This is a genomic window from Wenzhouxiangella sp. YN9, assembly GCF_056324165.1.
On the sequence record NZ_JBJNIP010000110.1, the window covers coordinates 1 to 18,280 of the forward strand.

At 61.7% G+C, this 18,280-nt stretch carries 33 protein-coding genes; 32 read left to right on the plus strand and 1 reads right to left on the minus strand.

Features of this window, described 5'->3' with window-relative positions:
* The 32 genes from ACEWQ0_RS10480 to ACEWQ0_RS10635 form a co-directional block, all read left to right on the plus strand.
* On the plus strand, positions 1-145 hold a 145-nt coding region (locus ACEWQ0_RS10480), incomplete at its 5' end, for an EF-Tu C-terminal domain-related protein (protein WP_476481235.1).
* Between the two features lie 158 nt (positions 146-303).
* Positions 304-615: a 30S ribosomal protein S10 gene (gene rpsJ, locus ACEWQ0_RS10485; RefSeq protein WP_116650688.1), complete on the plus strand. Its 312-nt coding sequence runs from the start codon at positions 304-306 to the stop codon at positions 613-615.
* A 13-nt stretch (positions 616-628) separates the two neighbouring features.
* Positions 629-1,270: a 50S ribosomal protein L3 gene (gene rplC, locus ACEWQ0_RS10490; RefSeq protein WP_476483499.1), complete on the plus strand. Its 642-nt coding sequence runs from the start codon at positions 629-631 to the stop codon at positions 1,268-1,270.
* 11 nt (positions 1,271-1,281) lie between these two features.
* Positions 1,282-1,884 carry a 50S ribosomal protein L4 gene (gene rplD / locus ACEWQ0_RS10495; protein WP_476483500.1) on the plus strand — a complete coding sequence of 201 codons (603 nt, stop codon included), beginning with the start codon at positions 1,282-1,284 and terminating at the stop codon, positions 1,882-1,884.
* A complete protein-coding gene (rplW, locus tag ACEWQ0_RS10500; RefSeq protein ID WP_476483501.1) occupies positions 1,881-2,177 on the plus strand; it encodes a 50S ribosomal protein L23 in 297 nt (98 codons plus the stop codon). Before rplD ends, rplW begins: the two co-directional genes overlap by 4 nt.
* Before the next feature lie 26 nt (positions 2,178-2,203).
* Complete coding sequence (gene rplB / locus ACEWQ0_RS10505; RefSeq protein ID WP_476483502.1) at positions 2,204-3,031, plus strand: 50S ribosomal protein L2; 828 nt, start codon at positions 2,204-2,206, stop codon at positions 3,029-3,031.
* A 12-nt stretch (positions 3,032-3,043) separates the two neighbouring features.
* Positions 3,044-3,316 (plus strand): 30S ribosomal protein S19, encoded by a 273-nt coding sequence (rpsS, locus tag ACEWQ0_RS10510; RefSeq protein ID WP_476483503.1) that lies wholly within the window; start codon positions 3,044-3,046, stop codon positions 3,314-3,316.
* Between the two features lie 18 nt (positions 3,317-3,334).
* The gene (gene rplV / locus ACEWQ0_RS10515) at positions 3,335-3,667 is read left to right on the plus strand and encodes a 50S ribosomal protein L22 (protein ID WP_476483504.1); all 333 of its coding nucleotides are present in this window, start codon (positions 3,335-3,337) and stop codon (positions 3,665-3,667) included.
* Between the two features lie 2 nt (positions 3,668-3,669).
* Positions 3,670-4,359, plus strand: a complete 690-nt coding sequence (gene rpsC, locus ACEWQ0_RS10520) for a 30S ribosomal protein S3 (RefSeq protein WP_476483505.1) — start codon at positions 3,670-3,672, stop codon at positions 4,357-4,359.
* A 3-nt stretch (positions 4,360-4,362) separates the two neighbouring features.
* The gene (rplP, locus tag ACEWQ0_RS10525; protein ID WP_476483506.1) at positions 4,363-4,773 is read left to right on the plus strand and encodes a 50S ribosomal protein L16; all 411 of its coding nucleotides are present in this window, start codon (positions 4,363-4,365) and stop codon (positions 4,771-4,773) included.
* Positions 4,773-4,973, plus strand: coding sequence for a 50S ribosomal protein L29 (gene rpmC, locus ACEWQ0_RS10530; protein WP_476483507.1), 201 nt, complete (start codon positions 4,773-4,775; stop codon positions 4,971-4,973). Before rplP ends, rpmC begins: the two co-directional genes overlap by 1 nt.
* Positions 4,970-5,230, plus strand: coding sequence for a 30S ribosomal protein S17 (rpsQ, locus tag ACEWQ0_RS10535; RefSeq protein WP_476483508.1), 261 nt, complete (start codon positions 4,970-4,972; stop codon positions 5,228-5,230). Before rpmC ends, rpsQ begins: the two co-directional genes overlap by 4 nt.
* Before the next feature lie 14 nt (positions 5,231-5,244).
* Positions 5,245-5,613: a 50S ribosomal protein L14 gene (rplN, locus tag ACEWQ0_RS10540; protein ID WP_476483509.1), complete on the plus strand. Its 369-nt coding sequence runs from the start codon at positions 5,245-5,247 to the stop codon at positions 5,611-5,613.
* Positions 5,614-5,623: 10 nt separating this feature from the next.
* Positions 5,624-5,941, plus strand: a complete 318-nt coding sequence (gene rplX / locus ACEWQ0_RS10545) for a 50S ribosomal protein L24 (protein ID WP_476485325.1) — start codon at positions 5,624-5,626, stop codon at positions 5,939-5,941.
* Between the two features lie 56 nt (positions 5,942-5,997).
* A complete protein-coding gene (rplE, locus tag ACEWQ0_RS10550) occupies positions 5,998-6,540 on the plus strand; it encodes a 50S ribosomal protein L5 (RefSeq protein ID WP_476483655.1) in 543 nt (180 codons plus the stop codon).
* A gap of 12 nt (positions 6,541-6,552) precedes the next feature.
* Positions 6,553-6,858 carry a 30S ribosomal protein S14 gene (gene rpsN, locus ACEWQ0_RS10555; RefSeq protein WP_476483511.1) on the plus strand — a complete coding sequence of 102 codons (306 nt, stop codon included), beginning with the start codon at positions 6,553-6,555 and terminating at the stop codon, positions 6,856-6,858.
* Positions 6,859-6,870: 12 nt separating this feature from the next.
* Positions 6,871-7,266, plus strand: coding sequence for a 30S ribosomal protein S8 (gene rpsH, locus ACEWQ0_RS10560; RefSeq protein ID WP_476483512.1), 396 nt, complete (start codon positions 6,871-6,873; stop codon positions 7,264-7,266).
* A gap of 24 nt (positions 7,267-7,290) precedes the next feature.
* Positions 7,291-7,818 (plus strand): 50S ribosomal protein L6, encoded by a 528-nt coding sequence (gene rplF, locus ACEWQ0_RS10565; protein ID WP_476483513.1) that lies wholly within the window; start codon positions 7,291-7,293, stop codon positions 7,816-7,818.
* A gap of 10 nt (positions 7,819-7,828) precedes the next feature.
* Positions 7,829-8,185 (plus strand): 50S ribosomal protein L18, encoded by a 357-nt coding sequence (gene rplR / locus ACEWQ0_RS10570; RefSeq protein WP_476483514.1) that lies wholly within the window; start codon positions 7,829-7,831, stop codon positions 8,183-8,185.
* A gap of 17 nt (positions 8,186-8,202) precedes the next feature.
* A complete protein-coding gene (gene rpsE / locus ACEWQ0_RS10575) occupies positions 8,203-8,709 on the plus strand; it encodes a 30S ribosomal protein S5 (RefSeq protein ID WP_476483515.1) in 507 nt (168 codons plus the stop codon).
* Positions 8,702-8,896: a 50S ribosomal protein L30 gene (gene rpmD, locus ACEWQ0_RS10580; protein WP_476483516.1), complete on the plus strand. Its 195-nt coding sequence runs from the start codon at positions 8,702-8,704 to the stop codon at positions 8,894-8,896. The genes rpsE and rpmD overlap by 8 nt, the downstream gene beginning before the upstream one ends.
* 20 nt (positions 8,897-8,916) lie before the next feature.
* Positions 8,917-9,348 carry a 50S ribosomal protein L15 gene (rplO, locus tag ACEWQ0_RS10585; protein WP_476483517.1) on the plus strand — a complete coding sequence of 144 codons (432 nt, stop codon included), beginning with the start codon at positions 8,917-8,919 and terminating at the stop codon, positions 9,346-9,348.
* Positions 9,348-10,706: a preprotein translocase subunit SecY gene (gene secY / locus ACEWQ0_RS10590; RefSeq protein WP_476483518.1), complete on the plus strand. Its 1,359-nt coding sequence runs from the start codon at positions 9,348-9,350 to the stop codon at positions 10,704-10,706. Before rplO ends, secY begins: the two co-directional genes overlap by 1 nt.
* 39 nt (positions 10,707-10,745) lie before the next feature.
* Positions 10,746-10,859, plus strand: a complete 114-nt coding sequence (gene rpmJ / locus ACEWQ0_RS10595; protein WP_476483519.1) for a 50S ribosomal protein L36 — start codon at positions 10,746-10,748, stop codon at positions 10,857-10,859.
* Between the two features lie 94 nt (positions 10,860-10,953).
* Positions 10,954-11,307, plus strand: coding sequence for a 30S ribosomal protein S13 (rpsM, locus tag ACEWQ0_RS10600; protein WP_476483520.1), 354 nt, complete (start codon positions 10,954-10,956; stop codon positions 11,305-11,307).
* 11 nt (positions 11,308-11,318) lie between these two features.
* Positions 11,319-11,711 carry a 30S ribosomal protein S11 gene (rpsK, locus tag ACEWQ0_RS10605; RefSeq protein ID WP_476483521.1) on the plus strand — a complete coding sequence of 131 codons (393 nt, stop codon included), beginning with the start codon at positions 11,319-11,321 and terminating at the stop codon, positions 11,709-11,711.
* Between the two features lie 27 nt (positions 11,712-11,738).
* A complete protein-coding gene (rpsD, locus tag ACEWQ0_RS10610) occupies positions 11,739-12,365 on the plus strand; it encodes a 30S ribosomal protein S4 (RefSeq protein WP_476483522.1) in 627 nt (208 codons plus the stop codon).
* 54 nt (positions 12,366-12,419) lie between these two features.
* Entirely contained in the window at positions 12,420-13,424 is a 1,005-nt protein-coding gene (locus tag ACEWQ0_RS10615; protein WP_476483523.1) for a DNA-directed RNA polymerase subunit alpha, read from the plus strand.
* A 10-nt stretch (positions 13,425-13,434) separates the two neighbouring features.
* Entirely contained in the window at positions 13,435-13,821 is a 387-nt protein-coding gene (gene rplQ, locus ACEWQ0_RS10620) for a 50S ribosomal protein L17 (protein WP_476483524.1), read from the plus strand.
* Positions 13,822-14,003: 182 nt separating this feature from the next.
* Complete coding sequence (locus tag ACEWQ0_RS10625; RefSeq protein ID WP_476485326.1) at positions 14,004-15,590, plus strand: AsmA family protein; 1,587 nt, start codon at positions 14,004-14,006, stop codon at positions 15,588-15,590.
* 47 nt (positions 15,591-15,637) lie between these two features.
* Positions 15,638-15,826 (plus strand): hypothetical protein, encoded by a 189-nt coding sequence (locus ACEWQ0_RS10630; RefSeq protein WP_476483526.1) that lies wholly within the window; start codon positions 15,638-15,640, stop codon positions 15,824-15,826.
* Positions 15,823-17,610 (plus strand): ABC transporter transmembrane domain-containing protein, encoded by a 1,788-nt coding sequence (locus ACEWQ0_RS10635; protein WP_476483527.1) that lies wholly within the window; start codon positions 15,823-15,825, stop codon positions 17,608-17,610. The genes ACEWQ0_RS10630 and ACEWQ0_RS10635 overlap by 4 nt, the downstream gene beginning before the upstream one ends.
* 73 nt (positions 17,611-17,683) lie before the next feature.
* Here the strand turns inward: ACEWQ0_RS10635 and ACEWQ0_RS10640 are convergent, their stop codons facing one another.
* Positions 17,684-18,223: a YSC84-related protein gene (locus ACEWQ0_RS10640; RefSeq protein WP_476485327.1), complete on the minus strand. Its 540-nt coding sequence runs from the start codon at positions 18,221-18,223 to the stop codon at positions 17,684-17,686.
* Positions 18,224-18,280: the final 57 nt, after the last annotated feature.

Consider the following 18,280-nt stretch of genomic DNA (forward strand, 5'->3'; position numbering starts at 1 on the left):
CACCGAGATGGTGATGCCCGGCGACAACGTGCAGATGACCGTCAAGCTGATTGCGCCGATCGCCATGGAAGAGGGTCTGCGCTTCGCCATTCGCGAAGGCGGCCGTACCGTGGGTGCCGGCGTGGTGTCGAAAATCATCGAATAAACCGGTCCCTGAGAGCCTGCGCTGGATGTTCCGGCGCGGCGGCGCTCATTGACTGGCATGACCAGCCCCGTGGGGCCGGCGATCCTCGGGATCGCGAGCGTGCTTGCCGAAAGGCCGGCATAGAGATTTGATCTTTTACAGACTGAAGGCGTACGGCAATGGCCGAACAGAAAATCCGTATTCGTTTGAAGGGTTTCGATCATCGCTTGATTGATCGCTCGACCCAGGAAATCGTGGATACCGCCAAGCGCACCGGTGCGCAGGTTCGTGGGCCGATTCCGCTGCCCACGCGCAAGGAGCGCTATACCGTGCTGATCTCGCCGCACGTCAACAAGGACGCACGGGATCAGTACGAGATCCGCACTCACAAGCGGCTGCTGGATATCGTGGATCCCAATGACAAGACGGTTGATGCCCTGATGAAGCTGGACCTGGCTGCGGGCGTTGACGTTCAGATCAAGCTGTATTGAGGCGAGTAGAGCAATGGCTATCGGACTGGTAGGACGCAAGCGCGGCATGACCCGCATTTTCACCGAGGAGGGCAACTCCATTCCGGTGACGGTGCTCGAGGTCAGCCCCAACCGGATCACGCAGATTCGTCAACAGGAATCGGACGGCTATTCGGCCATTCAGGTTACTTGCGGCGGCAAGCGTACGTCTTTGGTTTCCCGCCCTCTGGCCGGGCACTACGCAAAGGCGGGTGTCGAGGCTGGCGAAGGTCTGTGGGAGTTTCGTCTGGACGCGGACAGCGTTGAAGACGGTCTCGAGATCGGCGCCGAGCTGACGGTCGAGCGATTCGAGGCGGGCCAGAAAGTTGACGTTACCGGAACCACCAAGGGCAAGGGTTTTGCCGGTGTGGTCAAGCGGCACAACTTCCGCACCCAGGACGCAACGCACGGTAACTCGCTGGCTCACCGCGCGCCCGGCTCCATCGGGCAGTGCCAGACGCCCGGTCGCGTGTTCAAGGGCAAGAAGATGGCTGGTCACATGGGTGACGCCCGTCAGACGACTCTGAACCTGCAGGTCGTTCGCGTCGATGCCGAGCGCAATCTCATTCTGATTCATGGCGCTGTTCCGGGCGCGACCGGCGGTCACGTCATGATTCGTCCGTCGATCAAGGCCTGAAGGAGAAAGTGATGGAACTGGCAATTAGCGGCGGCAGCACGATCAAGGTGTCCGATCAGGTCTTCGGTCGTGAATTTTCGGAAAGCCTGGTGCATCAGGTCGTCACTGCCTATCTGGCCGGTGGCCGGGCCGGCACCAAGGCGCAGAAGAACCGCGCGGCGGTGTCCGGCGGCGGGCGCAAGCCCTGGCGCCAGAAGGGCACTGGCAATGCGCGTGCGGGCAGTATTCGCAGCCCGCTGTGGCGCAGCGGCGGCGTCACCTTCGCGGCACAGCCCCGGGACTTCAGCCAAAAAGTCAATCGCAAGCAGTATCGCGCCGGGATTCGAGCGATTCTGTCCGAGCTGGTGCGGCAGGAGCGCCTGCTGGTGGTCGAGCAGTTCGAGCTGGAGCAGCCCAAGACCAGCGCGCTCATGGCGTTGCTGGCTGATCTGGGCGTAAGCCGCGGCGTGCTGGTCGACGTCGAACTCGGGCGCAATCTCGAGCTCGCCAGTCGCAATGTCTCCGGGCTCCGGGCCCTGGCCGTCGGAGCGCTTGATCCGGTCAGCCTGGTGGGTGCCGACAAGGTCGTCATGACGCGTGCGGCCGTCAACAAGATCGAGGAGTGGCTGGCATGAAGAATGAGCACATGTACCAGATTGTCCGCAGGCCGCACGTGTCGGAAAAGACCGCGCGCCTCCAGGCGGACAGCAATCAGTACGTTTTCGAGGTTCGCCGTGACGCCAGCAAAAGTGATATCAAGCGCGCGGTGGAAAGCCTGTTCGAGGTGGATGTCGAGCAAGTGCAGGTCCTGAACATGAAGGGCAAGCAGAAGAGCTTTCGCCTGGTGCCGGGGCGCCAGAAGGACTGGAAGAAGGCCTACGTGCGAATCAAGAGCGGCCAGACCATCGACGATGTGTTGGCCGACTGAATATATAGCGAGCCGGGAACAGAACCATGTCAATCCTCAAAGCAAAGCCGACATCTCCGGGCCGTAGAGGCCGCGCGCAGCTGCGCCATCTGCATCTGTGGAAGGGTGCGCCGCATGCGCCGCTGCTGGAGTCTCAGCACAACACCGGTGGGCGCAACAATGCCGGCCGGACAACGACAAAGCGCCGCGGCGGTGGTCACAAGCACCACTATCGCCGCATTGACTTCCGGCGCGACAAGGACGGCATTCGCGGCACGGTCGAACGGATCGAATACGATCCGAACCGGAGCGCGCATATTGCCCTGGTCAAGTACATCGATGGCGAACGTCGCTACATCCTGGCGCCCCGCCACGTGCGTGCAGGGCAGGAGATCCTCAGCGGGAACGAGGCTCCGATCAAGCCGGGCAATGCCATGGAGCTGCGCTCTATTCCGATGGGAACGCAGGTGCATGCCGTAGAGCTTCGCCCGGGAAAGGGCGCGCAGCTGGCGCGCAGTGCCGGCGCGGCGGTACAGCTGGTGGCGCGCGAGGGTCAGTATGCAACGCTGATGCTGCGCTCCGGCGAGGTCCGCAAGGTTCACGCCCGCTGCCGGGCAACCATTGGTCAGGTGGCCAACGTCGAGCACAGTTTGCAAAAGCTGGGCAAGGCGGGTGCCAATCGCTGGCGCGGCGTTCGTCCCACCGTGCGTGGTGTGGCAATGAACCCGGTCGACCATCCGCATGGCGGTGGTGAAGGCCGCTCGTCCGGCGGTCGCCATCCGGTCACGCCGTGGGGCATCAAGACCAAGGGTAAGCGCACCCGTACAAACAAGCGCACAGACATGTACATCACGCGTCCGCGCAAGCGCAAGTAACAGGAAATCGCTATGCCACGTTCGATCAAGAAAGGGCCGTTCATTGACCACCATCTGCAAGCCAAGGTGGAAGCGGCTGTCGAAACCAACAACCGGCGTCCGATCAAGACCTGGTCGCGTCGCTCGATGATCATGCCCGAAATGGTCGGTCTGACCATTGCCGTGCACAACGGCCGGCAGCACATGCCGATCCTGATCAACGAGAACATGGTGGGTCACAAACTCGGCGAATTTGCGCCGACCAGGACATTCAAGGGTCACAGCGGTGACCGCAGATCCAAGTAACAAGGGTTCGAGACGGTGATGGAAGCTACAGCAAAGCTCAGAGGCGCGCGTATCTCGCCGCAAAAAGCCCGTCTGGTCGCTGACCAGGTGCGCGGTTTGCCTGTCGAGCGGGCAGAAGAAGTGCTGATGTTCAGCAACAAGAAGGCTGCGCAGATCGTTCGGAAAGTTCTGATGTCTGCGATCGCCAACGCCGAGCACAACAGCGGGGCCGATATCGACGAGCTGAAGGTTCAGACCATCTTCGTCGACGAGGGGCCGGTGTTGAAGCGCGGCATGCCGCGCGCCAAGGGCCGCTTTACGCGAATTCTCAAGCGCACCAGTCACATCACCATTGTCGTGACAGAGGGCTAATCATGGGTAACAAGGTACATCCAACCGGATTTCGTCTCGGTATTGCCAAAGACTGGGCCGCCAAGTGGTATGCGGAGTCAGGCGACTTTGCCGACCAGCTGAATACCGATCTCGAGGCGCGCAAGTACTTGCAGAAGAACCTGTCGCACGCCGCGGTCAGCCGTATCGAGATCGAGCGTCCCGCCAAGTCCGCCGAGATCACGGTGCATACCGCACGTCCGGGTATCGTGATTGGCAAGAAAGGTGAGGATATCGAGCGTCTGCGGCGCCAGGTGAGTCGGATCATGGGCGTTCCCACGCACATCCGCGTGAACGAGATTCGCAAGCCGGAGCTGGACGCGCGTCTGGTGGCCGAAAGCATTGCTCAACAGCTTGAGCGCCGAGTCATGTTCCGGCGCGCCATGAAGCGGGCGGTTGGCAATGCCATGCGCCTGGGCGCCCAGGGTTTCAAGGTGCAGGTGGGTGGCCGGCTCAACGGCGCCGATATCGCCCGCAGCGAGTGGTATCGCGAAGGTCGCGTGCCGCTGCATACGCTGCGCGCTGATATCGATTACGCCACTGCCGAGGCGGCAACAACCTACGGCATCATCGGTATCAAGGTCTGGGTATACAAGGGCGAGGTTTTCGACCTGTATGCCGAGAAGAGTTCGGAAAAGGCACCGTCCAAGGGCGGCGCGCGCAAGGAGAGCTAAACGATGCTGCAGCCGAAACGTACCAAGTTCAGAAAGCAGCAGAAAGGGCGTAACCGCGGGCTGGCGAACGTGGGTAACCGCGTCAGCTTCGGCGAGTACGGCCTGCAGGCAACCACGCGTGGTTTCATCACGGCACGTCAGATCGAATCGGCCCGACGGGCGGTGACTCGACACGTCAAGCGTGGCGGCAAGCTGTGGATTCGGGTCTTTCCCGACAAGCCGGTGTCCAACAAGCCGGTCGAGGTCCGGATGGGCAAGGGCAAGGGTAACGTGGAATACTGGGTTGCTCCGATTCAGCCCGGACGCATGATCTATGAGATTCAGGGCGTCAGTGAGGACGTTGCGCGCGAGGCATTCCGGCTTGCGGCCGCCAAGCTGAGCGTTCGCACCACGTTTGTAGCGAGGACGCTGTAATGAAAGCGAGTGAACTTCGAGACAAGAGTTCCAGCGAACTCAACGGGCTACTGCTGGACCTGCGCAAGGAGCAGTTCTCCCTGCGCATGCAGCATGGCACCGGCCAGCTGGGCACGCCCCATGACATGCGCCGTGTTCGCAAGCAGATCGCACGGGTCAAGACTGTGCTTAACCAGAAGCAGGATGGAAACAAGGCATGACTAGCGAAGATCGCAAACAGCGCAGCGTCGTCGGGCGCGTTGTCAGCAACAAGATGGACAAGACCGTGACGGTTCGTCTGGAGCGCTTGGTCAAGCACCCGCTGTACGGCAAATACGTTCGCCGTTCCAGCAAGGTCCATGCCCACGATGCCGACAATAGCTGCAATGAAGGCGATACCGTGCGCATCGAGCAGACCCGGCCGATTTCGAAGTCGAAGGCCTGGCAAGTGATCAAAGTGGTTGAACGGGCCCAGTAAGCGGAGCGATAGACATGATTCAGATGCAATCCAGGCTTTCGGTAGCCGACAACAGCGGAGCGCGAGAGCTTCAGTGCATCAAGGTGCTGGGTGGCTCCAAGCGTCGTTACGCGAATATTGGCGATGTCATCAAGGTCACCATCAAGGAGGCCATCCCGCGCGGCAAGGTGAAGAAGGGCGAAGTCTACAACGCCGTCGTGGTGCGAACCGCCAAGGGCGTGCGTCGCCGTGATGGCTCGCTGATCCGCTTCGACGGTAATGCGGCGGTGCTGCTCAATAGCAAGCTCGAGCCGATTGGAACCCGTATCTTCGGGCCGGTAACACGCGAATTGCGCACCGGTCAGTTCATGAAGATCGTGTCGCTCGCGCCGGAAGTGTTGTAAGGAGTTCAAGATGGAACGTATTCGCAAGGGCGACGAAGTCATCGTGATTGCCGGCCGCAGCAAGGGTCAGCGCGGTCACGTGCTCAGAGTGCTGAAGGATCAGCGTTTTCTGGTGGAGAACGTGAATATGGTCAAGCGCCACCAGAAACCGGACCCGCAGGAACAGAAGCCTGGCGGAATCATCGAGCGCGAGGCGCCCATCCACGCCTCGAACGTGATGGTGTTCAATCCGGCGACCGGCAAGGGCGATCGGGTGGGCTTCAAGTCTCTGGAAGATGGCCGCAAGGTGCGCTTCTATCGTTCGACCGGTGAAGTGGTTGATATCTGAAGGCGATGAGGCCAGCCGGCAGGCGGCTCGAAAATGAAAACTTTCTGGAATTGACAATGGCAAGGCTAAGAGATTTTTACAGACAAGAGGTTGTCGGAAAGCTGACCGAGAAGTTTGGCTATTCCAACCCGATGCAGGCGCCGCAAGTCACCAAGATAACGGTCAATATGGGCGTTGGCGAAGCGGTGGGAGACAAGAAGGTCATCGAGAATGCGATGGCTGACATGGCCAAGATCGTCGGTCAGCGGCCGGTGATCACCCGTGCCCGCAAGTCGGTTGCCAGCTTCAAGATTCGTGATGATTACCCGATCGGTTGCATGGTGACTCTGCGGCGAGAGCACATGTACGAATTTCTCGATCGACTGATCAACGTCGCGCTGCCGCGCGTGCGCGATTTCCGCGGGGTGCCGCGCAAGTCGTTCGATGGTCGCGGCAACTACAATCTCGGAATCAAGGAGCAGATCATCTTCCCCGAGATCAATTACGACCAGGTAGATACATTGCGCGGTATGGATGTGGCCATAACCACGTCCGCGCAGTCCGATGAAGAAGGACTGGCTCTGCTGGAAGCGTTCGGCTTCCCGTTCCGGGCCAGGTAAGGAGTAGCAGGTATGGCGAAGGTATCAATGGTTCAGCGCGACGTGCGGCGGGCAAGGCTTGCGCAGCAGTATGCGAAAAAGCGTGCCGAGCTCAAGCGCATTATTGCCGACCCGGAAGTCGATTTCGACGAAAAGCAGGAAGCGATGCACAGGCTCAACAAGCTGCCGCGCGACTCCTCGCCGGTACGTCGGCGCAATCGCTGCCGTCAGTCGGGGCGGCCCCGCGGCTACTACCGCAAATTTGGTCTCAGCCGCAACAAGCTGCGGGAAGCGGCCATGCGCGGCGATATTCCCGGTCTGCGCAAGGCCAGCTGGTAAGGAGAGAGTGCAATGAGCATGAGTGACCCCATTGCCGATATGCTGGCACGCATCAAGAACGCGCAAGCGGTGAACAAGCGCGTTGTGAGCATGCCGGCATCAAAAGGCAAGATTGCCATCGCGGAAGTCCTCCAGAAGGAGGGTTATATCCGCGAGTACAGCGTCGAGGAAGACGGCGCCAAGCGCTTCCTGAGCATTTCGCTCAAGTACGTGGAAGGGCGAGGCGTGATCGATCGACTGGAGCGTTACAGCCTGCCCAGCCGACGGCGTTACTTCGGCAGCGGTGAACTGCCGCGCGTTCAGAACGGTTTGGGCGTAGCCATCGTGAGCACGTCGCATGGCGTGATGAGCGACCGTGAGGCGCGTGCACAGGGCCACGGCGGCGAAGTTCTTTGCCTGGTCGCCTGATAGAGTTTTTCGGAGAGACAAACGATGTCGAGAATTGCCAAAGCGCCAATCGATCTGCCCAAAGGCGTGGAATTGAGTCACGTCGACGGCGTGGTCAAGGTCAAGAGCAGTAACGGCCAGTTGGAAATGCAGGTTCATCCCACAGTGACCGTGACTGTTGATGACGGCGTGGTCAGCGTCGCTCCCGATGAGTCCGGTACCATGGCCATGGCCGGCACCATGCGTTCCATGATTGCCAACATGATTCATGGGCTGACGGATGGTTTTGAAAAGAAGCTGGAGCTGATCGGTGTGGGTTACCGCGCCCAGGTTCAGGGCAACAAGTTGAATCTGCAGCTCGGTTTCAGTCACCCGGTTGATTTCGTGATCCCCGAGGGCGTTTCAATCGAGACCCCCAGCCAGACTGAAATCCTGGTCAAGGGCAGCAACAAGCAGCTGGTCGGGCAGGTGGCCGCCGAGATTCGTGGACATCGTCCGCCGGAGCCGTACAAAGGCAAGGGTGTTCGCTACGCCGACGAGCGCGTGGTGATGAAGGAAGCCAAGAAGGCCTGAGGAATCGAACATGAACGACAGGAATCAATCCAGACTGCGGCGGGCGCGCAAGAACCGCGCCCGGATCACGCGCTCCGGCCAGCCACGGCTCACCGTGCATCGCTCGGGCCGCCATATCTACGCGCAGGTTATCGATGCCGGCGGCCAGCGCACCGTTGCGGCCGCCTCGACACTGCAGAAGGATCTGGCCGAAGGGCTCAAGAGCACCTGCAGCGTGGAAGCCGCACAGCGGGTTGGCAAGAAGGTTGCCGAGCGCAGCATTGAGGCCGGCATCGAGGGCGTCGCCTTCGATCGTTCGGGCTTCAGGTATCACGGACGGGTCAAGGCGCTGGCAGATGCCGCGCGTGAAGCCGGTCTGAAGTTTTAACGTTAACGGAATTCATCATGGCTAGAGATAACAGCACCGACGATCTGATTGAAAAGCTGGTCGCGGTCAACCGTGTGGTCAAGGTGGTCAAGGGTGGCCGCCAGTTTACCTTTACGGCGCTGGCGGTAGTCGGCGACGGCGAAGGCAAGGTTGGCTTCGGTTATGGCAAGGCGCGGGAAGTGCCGCTGGCCATCCAGAAATCAATGGAACGGGCTCGTCGCGACATGGTCCGCATTTCTCTCAATGAGGGCACGCTCTGGCACCCGGTCAACGCTCGCCACAGCGGCTCCCGGGTGTACATGCAGCCGGCCTCTGACGGTACCGGTGTGATTGCCGGCGGCCCGATGCGTGCTGTGTTCGAGGCGGTGGGAGTCCACAACGTGCTGGCCAAGAGTCTGGGGTCGAACAACCCCATCAACCTGGTGCGCGCGACCTTGAAGGGCCTGCAGGCCATGGCCTCGCCGGAACAGGTTGCGATCAAGCGCGGGAAGTCGATCGAGGAGGTTCTGGAATATCATGGCTGAGAACGCAACCGGAAAGGTGCGAGTGACGCTGGTGCGTTCGCTCTGCAACACCATCGGCAAGCATCGCCTGACGGTGCGAGGCCTGGGCCTGAGACGACTGCATCATACCGTGGAGCTGGAAGACACTCCGGCCATCCGCGGCATGATTCGCCAGGTCGAGTACCTGCTACAGGTTGAAAACGCCTGAACTCAACATTGGACTGTGACATGAAACTCAATTCGATTCAGCCCGCAGAAGGCAGCCGCAGCGAGCGCAAGCGCGTGGGGCGCGGCATTGGTTCCGGTATCGGCAAGACCGGGGGCCGCGGTCACAAGGGGCAGAAGTCACGCTCGGGCGGCTACCACAAGGTGGGCTTCGAAGGTGGTCAGATGCCACTGCAGCGGCGTTTGCCGAAAGTCGGCTTTCGCTCTGCGGTCAATCGCCACACCGCGGAGCTGAGGCTTTATCAGATCAGCGTCATGGACGCCGACGTGATCGATCTTGACGCGCTCAAGAAGGCTGGTCTCATCAGCGCGGCCACGCGCAAGGTACGCCTGATCAACAAGGGCAGCCTGGAGCGCGCTGTAACCGTGCGCGGACTGCACGTGACCGCCGGTGCGGCCAAGGCGATCGAGGCCGCGGGCGGCAAGGTCGAGTAATGGCACGCAATCCATCGGACATGGCCGGAATGCTTGGCGGCATCGGACGCCTCAAGGAGCTGCGCCAGCGCCTGTTCGTGGTGCTGGTGGTGCTGTTGATATTCCGCTTTGGCACGTTCATCCCGGTTCCCGGCATCAACCCGATCGCCCTGGTCGAGCTGATGGATATGTCCAGCGGCACGATCGTGGACATGTTCAACATGTTCTCCGGTGGCGCACTGGGCCGCTTCTCGATATTCGCTCTGGGCGTCATGCCGTATATTTCAGCGGCGATCATCATGCAGCTGATGAGCCATGCGGTTCCTCAGCTGCAGCAGCTGCGCAAGGAAGGCGAATCCGGTCGCCGCAAGATCACCCAGTACACACGCTACTTCACCGTGCTGCTTGCCGGTTTCCAGTCATTTGGCGTGGCCGTGGCGCTGCAGAGCCAGAGCGCTGGCGCCAACCTGCCGGTGGTCATCAATCCCGGACCCGGGTTCGTCATGGCGGCGGTAATCACGCTGACGGCGGGTACCGTCTTCCTGATGTGGCTGGGCGAGCAAATCACCGAGCGCGGTATCGGCAACGGGATTTCGATCCTGATTCTCGCCGGTATCGTTGCCGGGCTGCCCACGGCCATTGGCTCGACGCTGGAACTGGTTCGCACCGGTCAGCTGGGCGTGCTGACGGCCACTTTCCTGCTGGCGCTGGCGCTTGCGGTCACGGCGTTCGTGGTTTTCGTGGAGCGTGGCCAGCGGCGGATCACCATCAACTATGCCCAGCGTCAGGGGCGTCAGGCGTATCGCAGCCAGTCCACGCATCTGCCGCTGAAGGTCAACATGTCGGGTGTGATTCCCGCGATCTTCGCCTCCAGCCTGGTGCTGTTCCCGGCCACGATTTCGACCTGGTTCGGACAGGCCGGGGAGTCCGGATGGCTGCAGTCGATCTCGCAGCAACTGACCCCGGGGCAGCCCATTTACATCGCGCTGTACGGCGGCCTGGTGATGTTCTTTGCTTTCTTCTATACGGCGATTGTCTTCAACTCCAAGGAGACAGCCGACAACCTGAAGAAGTCCGGAGCTTTCATTCCAGGCATCCGGCCTGGCCGGCAGACGGCCGAGTACATCGATTATGTGCTGACCCGCCTGACGCTGGTCGGCGCGTTTTATCTGGCTGCCGTGTGTCTGCTGCCCGAGTTTCTGATCATGCAGTGGAACGTTCCGTTCTATCTCGGGGGCACCTCACTGCTGATCATCGTGGTGGTGACGATGGACTTCATGGCGCAGCTGCAGGCGCATCTGATGTCGCATCAATACGACAGTCTGCTGAAGAAGTCCAACCTCAAGAGTTACGGACGCAGTGGCGTAGTGCGCCGTTGAATAAAGGGCCGTTTCGGCCAGAAAGTGTGGAGAGGAACAATGAAGGTTCAGGCATCAGTGAAGAGAATATGCCGTCACTGCAAGGTGGTTCGCCGCAAGGGCATGGTCTACGTGATCTGCAGCGATCCCAAACACAAGCAGCGGCAGGGATGAAACAATACCGCGTGACGGGCTTGGCAAATGCCGCAAAAAGCGGTATTATTGCTGGTTTGCGTCGAGCGGGCGTAAAGGTTTACGGAGCAAGCACATGGCACGTATAGCAGGCGTCAATCTGCCCGTCCAGAAGCATGTCTGGGTGGCGCTGACAAACATTTACGGCATCGGGCGTACCCGAGCCATACAGATCTGCGAGGCAACCGGTGTCGCGCCCGACACCAAGGTGCGCGACCTGACGGAGGCAGAGCAGGAAAAGCTGCGGCAGGCCGTTGGCCAGATTTCCGTCGAAGGCGACCTGCGTCGTGAGGTGTCGATGAACATCAAGCGACTGATGGATCTGGGCTGCTACCGCGGTCTGCGTCATCGTCGTGGTCTTCCGGTCCGTGGCCAGCGCACGCAGACCAATGCCCGTACCCGCAAGGGTCCGCGCCGTCCGATTCGTTGAGGTAGGAATTCATGGCCAAACAACAGACCAGCAAGAGCCGGAAGAAGGTCAGAAAGACAGTTGTCGATGGCATCGCCCACGTGCATGCGTCGTTCAACAACACGATCATCACGATTACCGATCGTCAGGGCAACACGATCTCCTGGGCAACATCCGGTGGGTCGGGCTTTCGCGGATCGCGCAAGTCGACTCCTTTTGCCGCCCAGGTGGCGGCCGACAACGCCGGACGAACGGCCCAGGAGTTCGGAATGACCAACCTGGAGGTTCGCGTCAACGGGCCGGGCCCGGGGCGGGAGTCCTCGGTCAGATCCCTCAACGCAGCGGGATTCAAGATCACCAACATCGTCGACGTCACGCCGATTCCTCACAACGGCTGTCGTCCACCCAAAAAACGTCGCGTCTAAGTCAGCGGCAGGCAGACTCAAAGAGATATGGCTAGATATACTGGACCCACCTGCAAGCTCGCACGCCGCGAAGGCGTCGATCTGAACCTCAAGAGCCCCGCGCGGGGTCTTGAGTCGAAGTGCAAGCTCAATCAGCCGCCGGGGCAGCACGGCGACAGCCGCCGCCAGCGCCTGTCGGAATACGCGTTGCAGCTGCGCGAGAAACAGAAGGTGCGCCGCATGTATGGCGTGCTCGAGCGGCAGTTTCACAACTATTACAAGGAAGCGGCCCGACGCAAGGGCGCTACCGGCGAGAACCTGCTTCAGCTTCTGGAAAATCGTCTGGACAACGTGGTCTATCGTCTGGGCTTTGCCGTCACCCGCGCACAGGCTCGTCAGATGGTCAGCCACAAGTCGATCGAGCTCAACGGCAAGGTGGTCAACATTCCTTCGTATCAGGTGCAGCCCGAGGATCGCATCGCGGTGCGTGAGAAGGCGCGCAAGCAGCTGCGCATTCAGGAAGCGATCAGCGTTGCGCGCGAGCTTGACCTGGTGCCGGCATGGATCGATGTCGATTTCGACAAGATGGAGGGGGTGTTCAAGGCAAGTCCCGAGCGGGACGATCTGCCGCCTGACATCAACGAGAATCTGATTGTCGAGCTCTACTCGAAGTAAGCCGTGGGCTGCCCGCCCGCGCTGCACACGAAAACCGAATTTGGAGAGGCAAACATGTCAGGCCAGATAAGCGAACTTATCGGCACGATGCTCAAGCCCCAGGGGCTGATCGTCGACGAGATCTCGTCACGGCGGGCCCGCATTACGCTCGAGCCGCTCGAGCGCGGCTTTGGCCATACCCTGGGCAATGCGCTGCGGCGTATTCTTTTGTCCTCGATCCCGGGCAGCGCCATCACCGAGGCAGAAATCGATGGTGTGCTGCACGAGTACACCGGCATTGAGGGGTTGCAGGAAGACATCGTCGAGGTGCTGCTCAATCTGAAGGACGTGGCCATTCGCATGCATAATCGCGACGAAGCCACGCTGACGCTCAGCAAGGACAAGAAGGGCCCCGTGACAGCCGGAGACATCCAGCTCGATCATGATATCGAGGTGATCAATCCGGAACACGTGATTTGCAACCTCACGAAGAACAACAAGCTGCGGATGCAGCTCAAGGTGACGCGAGGCGTTGGCTACCACGCTGCCGCTGCGCTGAAGTTCAATGAAGAAGAGACGCGCACGATTGGCCGCTTGCAGCTCGACGCATCCTATTGCCCGGTGCACCGTGTCGCCTACAGTGTTGAAAGTGCGCGCGTTGGCCAGCGTACCGACCTCGACAAGCTGGTGTTCGATATCGAAACCAACGGCACCATGAGCTGCGAGGACGCGGTCAAGCTGGCTGCGGGGATACTGGTCGATCAGATGTCGGTGTTTGTCGAGTTCGTGGCACGCGAGAAAGACGAAGCGGTTGTCAAACCGGAAACCTTCGACCCCATCCTGCTGCGACCGATCGACGATCTCGAGCTGACCGTGCGTTCAGCCAACTGTCTCAAGGCCGAGCACATCCAGTACGTGGGCGACCTGGTTCAGCGAACTGAAACGGAGCTGCTGAAGACCCCGAACCTGGGCAAGAAGTCACTGACCGAAATCAAGACGGTGCTGGCGACCCACGATCTGTCACTGGGCACCCGCCTGGAAAACTGGCCGCCGCCGTCGCTGGCGCGCACCGAGCACTGAGGAGAGAACGATGCGTCATCGTAAAGCAGGTCGTAAACTCAATCGCAACTCGCCCCATCGTCAGGCGATGTTTCGCAACATGACCACCAGTCTGATCGAGCATGAGTTGATCAAGACCACGCTGCCCAAGGCCAAGGAGCTGCGGCGGGTTGCCGAGCCTTTGATCACGCTGGCCAAGGAAGACAAGCTCTCGGCTCGCCGTACGGCTTTCAATCGCCTGCGTGACCGTGATGCGGTGGGCAAGCTGTTTGCCGAGCTGGGGCCGCGCTATGCCGACCGACCCGGTGGTTACTTGCGCATTCTCAAGTGCGGGTATCGTACCGGAGACAAGGCACCCATGGCCTACGTTGAACTGGTGGGCCGGCCTGACAGCCCGGAAGCCGAATCAGCCGATTAAATTCCGGTTACCGACCGGAGGTTCAGGAAACCCGGCCACCGTGCCGGGTTTTTTTATGCCCCGTGCTCGCGCTGCAGCCATGGAGCCAGCCCGAAGCCGGCCTGCCAGCAGGTCTGGCTGAGCTACAATGGCCGCAGGCGTGACCGCAGCGGTCGCGCCGGCTGCCGACCGCGGGGTTTTCGATGCGACGAACGATCATACTTGCCGCCGCCCTGGCCATCATCGTTCTCGGCCTCTGGGGTTCGGCGGTGATTCTGTTCGACGAAGCCCGCCTCAAAGCCCTGATTTCGGATCGACTCAGCGAACAGGTCGGCCGGCGGGTGGAAATCGTCGGCGGCCTCGAGTTCGATCTGTTTCCGCGGCCCGGAGTTGTAGCCGAAGACGTGGTCCTTGGCCGCCCGAGTGATCGGGCCAGCCTGCCGACGCTGCGCGCCGAGCGCTTGAGCATGACCCTTCAATTTCTGCCCCTGCTTCAGGGCGAGCTGGCCACCGGTCGCATGCAGCTCGACGGCGCGGTGATCAACCTTCGGGGTACCGACGCCCAGCGTGCAGACCAGGGGCGCGATCCGCTTTCGGCGCTGCGTTCGTCGGCGCGGCTGTTCTCCGGGCGCTCGTTGGCGCTGCGGGACGTGCGGGTGCTGATGCCCCAGGGGCAGCGCGCCCCGGCTGCCATCATGATTGATGAGATCGAGCTCGAGCGGTTCAGCCTCGACGAGACGGTGGCCTTCCGCTTTCGCGGTGATCTTGGTCAGCCCGCGCTGCTTGAGGGGATGAACGCTCAGGGGCACTTGCACGTACCCCGGTCGGCGGCCAGCCCGATCCGTCTTCGGGACCTGAAAGTGAGCGGTCGACTGGCCGGCAGCGACAAGCGCGTCAGTCTGGCCGGCGAGCTGGCAATGAGCGGTGACGGCCCCTTCCGCATCAGTCTCGCCGGTGGTCAGCTGCGGGCGGCGGATGCGGCCTTCGATCTGTCGTTCAATTTCCACGGCGGATCCAGGCCGGCGCTGGATCTGCTCGTTGCCGGACGCCAGCTGGACTGGCTGGCAGTCCGCCGGGTGCCCTTCGGTGATCGAACAGCGAGCCTCCCGCAAGTGCTGGCGACACTGTCTGCCCAGCTTGATCTGCGCTCGCAGATACAGCTCGATGGGTTGCGTCTCGGGGCTGTCGAACTGTCTCAGGTTCGCATTGAACTGCGTTCCCGCTCGGCCGGCCTGGGAGTGAACCTGGCGGGCGTTTTTCCAGGCGGGTTGGTCGAGGCCAGCGGCGTGCTGCAGCGCGACAGGCACCAGTCCATGGAGCTCGATGTCAGCCTGGCATCGCTTGAGACCCTGCTCGAGTGGCAGCATCTGGCGCCGGCAGTGGAAGGCAGCGGTGAGGCAAGGGTGTCGTTGCGCTGGCCCGGGAAGGGCGGGCGCGGCTATCGGCTCGAGGGCGACTTCGAGCTATGGGACGGTCGGCTGGCGTTCGCCTACCCGGGCGAGTCGAGCGCCATGCACCACTTCGATCGCTTCAGCGGACAGATGCGCTTGATGCCCGGCTATCTGGAGCTACCCGAATTCGAGCTCTCGGGCGAGCAGCTTGCCGGCTCGGGCTGGGCCGCATTGCAGTTTCCGGAGGCAACCCTCGGCGGGGTGTTGCGTATCGACGACGCGCAGGCGCCTTTCCCGTTTCGTGTTTTCGGCTCATTGGACGAACCGCGTCTGAGTCCGCTGGGACCAACCCCTGACCTACCGCAGTCGCTGCCCGGGTCGAATCCCGACGACGTGTGATGGCGTCACCCTTGCCCGCTGCCGGAGCACGGCGGAATCGGAGTACCATGGTCGCCATTGAGAAGCACACTGCAGTTGCCATCGGTTGCGGGTCAATCATGCCCGTTTTCTATCTGATCGAAGAGCTACACATCATGAGTCATACCGCGATTTTCTGCGGCTCTCGCACGGCGCCGCATCAGTCGAATTGTTGGCAGGAGAAGGGCAGCTGGCTGGCCTTCCCGGAGGTGGCATGAGCAAGGCTGACGCTGCACAACGCCCGGCCAGTCGACGCATGGGCTCGCTGTCGGCTCTCAGGCCCTTCGTGGCCCGTTACCGCCTTCAGATCGGGCTGGCCCTGCTGTTTCTCGTGATTTCGGCTGCCGGCGCGCTGGCCATCCCGGCTGCGGTCGGAAGAGTCATCGATCATGGTTTCATGGCCGAGAACATCGGCAATATCAACCGCTGGTTCTGGCTGTTGTTTGCGGCCGCCGCCATGATGGCGGTGGGCGGCGGATTGCGCTTTTACTGGGTCAGCTGGCTCGGTCAGCGCGTGGTCGCCGACATTCGCAAGTCCGTTTATGAGCGCGTACTGTCGATGAGTCCGGAGTTCTTTTCCACCACTCGCACCGGCGAGGTGCTCTCGCGCCTGAATACCGATACGACCCTGGTCGAAACCCTGGTTGGTTCGACGGTTTCCTTTGGCGTGCGCAATCTGCTCATGCTGGTGGCCAGTGCTCTGGCGCTGGTCATCACCGCGCCATCGCTTGCCGGCGTGATCGGCATGCTGATCGTTCTCATCATTGTCCCGGTAGTGATGCTGGGGCGCTGGGTTCGCCGCCTGTCGCGCAGCGCCCAGGACCGCGTGGCTGATTTCAGCGCCCACGGTGACGAGACCATCAACGCCGTTCAAACGGTGCAGACATTTGCCCAGGAAAGGCGCGAACATGAGCGCTTTTCCCACGCCGTCGAGTCGGCCTTCGTTGCCGCTCGTGATCGCATTCGCGCCAGCACGCTGTTGATCGTGCTGGTCATCCTGATGACTTTCGGTGCCATCACGTTCGTGCTCTGGCTGGGGGCGCGCTCGGTTCTCAGCGGTGAAATGACGCCGGGTGAGCTCGGCCAGTTCGTGCTCTACGCCGCGATCGCGGCCGGTTCGACCGCCAGTCTCAGCGAGATCTGGAGTCAGCTCCAGCGCGCCGCTGGTGCCATGGAGCGGCTGGCCGAACTCCTTGATGCGCGACCGGCCATCATCAGCCCCGAGTCGCCCCTGAGTCTGCCCGAAGGGCCTTTGTCCGTGCGCTTCGATGCCGTCGAGTTTGCTTATCCGGCGCGCCCCGACGAGCCGGTTCTTCAGGGCCTGAGCTTCGCCATCGAGCCTGGCGAGACGGTCGCCATCGTCGGGCCGTCGGGCGCCGGAAAATCCACCCTGTTTCAGCTGCTGCTGCGTTTCTACGACACCGATGCCGGGGGCATCAGCCTGGGTGGGGTGGATGTGCGTGAGCTCGATCTGGCAGAGCTGCGCCGGCGCCTGGGCGTGGTGCCGCAGGATGTGGTGATGTTCTCCGGCACCGCGGCGGAAAATATCGCCTACGGCACGCCAGGTGCGGATGACGGCCCGATTGGCCAGGCGGCACGCTCAGCGCATGCCGACGAGTTCATCGAGCGCTGGCCGCAACGCTACGAGACCTTTCTGGGTGAGCGCGGCGTCCGCCTGTCGGGGGGGCAACGCCAGCGCATTGCGATTGCTCGCGCCCTGATCAAGCAGCCACCGCTGTTGCTGCTCGACGAGGCCACGGCCAGCCTGGATGCCGAAAGCGAGCGTCTGGTTCAGGAAGCGCTCAACGACATCAGCAGCGATCGCTCGGTGCTGGTGATCGCGCACCGCCTGGCGACCGTGCGACGCGCCGATCGGATCATCGTGCTGGATCAGGGCCGGGTGGTTGCGCAGGGCAGCCACGATCAGCTGGTGGCGGACAATCCGCTCTATGCGCGCCTTGCGCGGCTGCAGTTTCTCGCTGAAGGCGCGGATGCCGGCTGAGCCACACGCCGGGTGGTTTCGCCCGGCGTCATCGGCTGTGCCTCGCTCCGGGGGGCGGCCGACGAACCCCGGGCTACAGTGACCAGTAGCGGAACTTCTGCCCACCAACGGATGCTTCGGCCATCAGGCCGCCGCGAGCATAATTGAAGACTGCCACGCCTTTTTCGTAGCTGGTGGTGGCTGCCTTGCCTTCGGTGGCGGCAACGGCCGTGGCCTGAGCGGAAAACTCCAGGCTTTCGCGCTGAAAACGGCGCATGGCCGCCTCGTCGCGAAAGAAGATCACCTGGCTGTAGGACTGCGCACCGATCTGGGCGCCGATCGTTGCCTGAGATACGGAAGCCCGGCCTACCGGCTCACCCTGCTCGAAGGCGATGCCCCGGCCGAAGCCGCCACCGATCCAGAACCCACCCTTGCCGATATTGGGAAAGACCACATAGCCGTAAGCCTGGTCGACCCAGTGCTGCAGGCCGGGATCGCGATCGATCATGCTCGCCAGCGCGGAGCGCGATTCGCTGATCAGCACGCTGTCGGAAGGGGTGGCGGCACAGCCGGCCAGCAAGGCCAGAAGCAGCAAACCGGAGATGAACGGACGTTGCGGGAATGGGAATGACATGGGGTTCTCCGTGGGTTGGCGAAGACGCGATAACGGTTGATGATGTCTGGGCGTTCG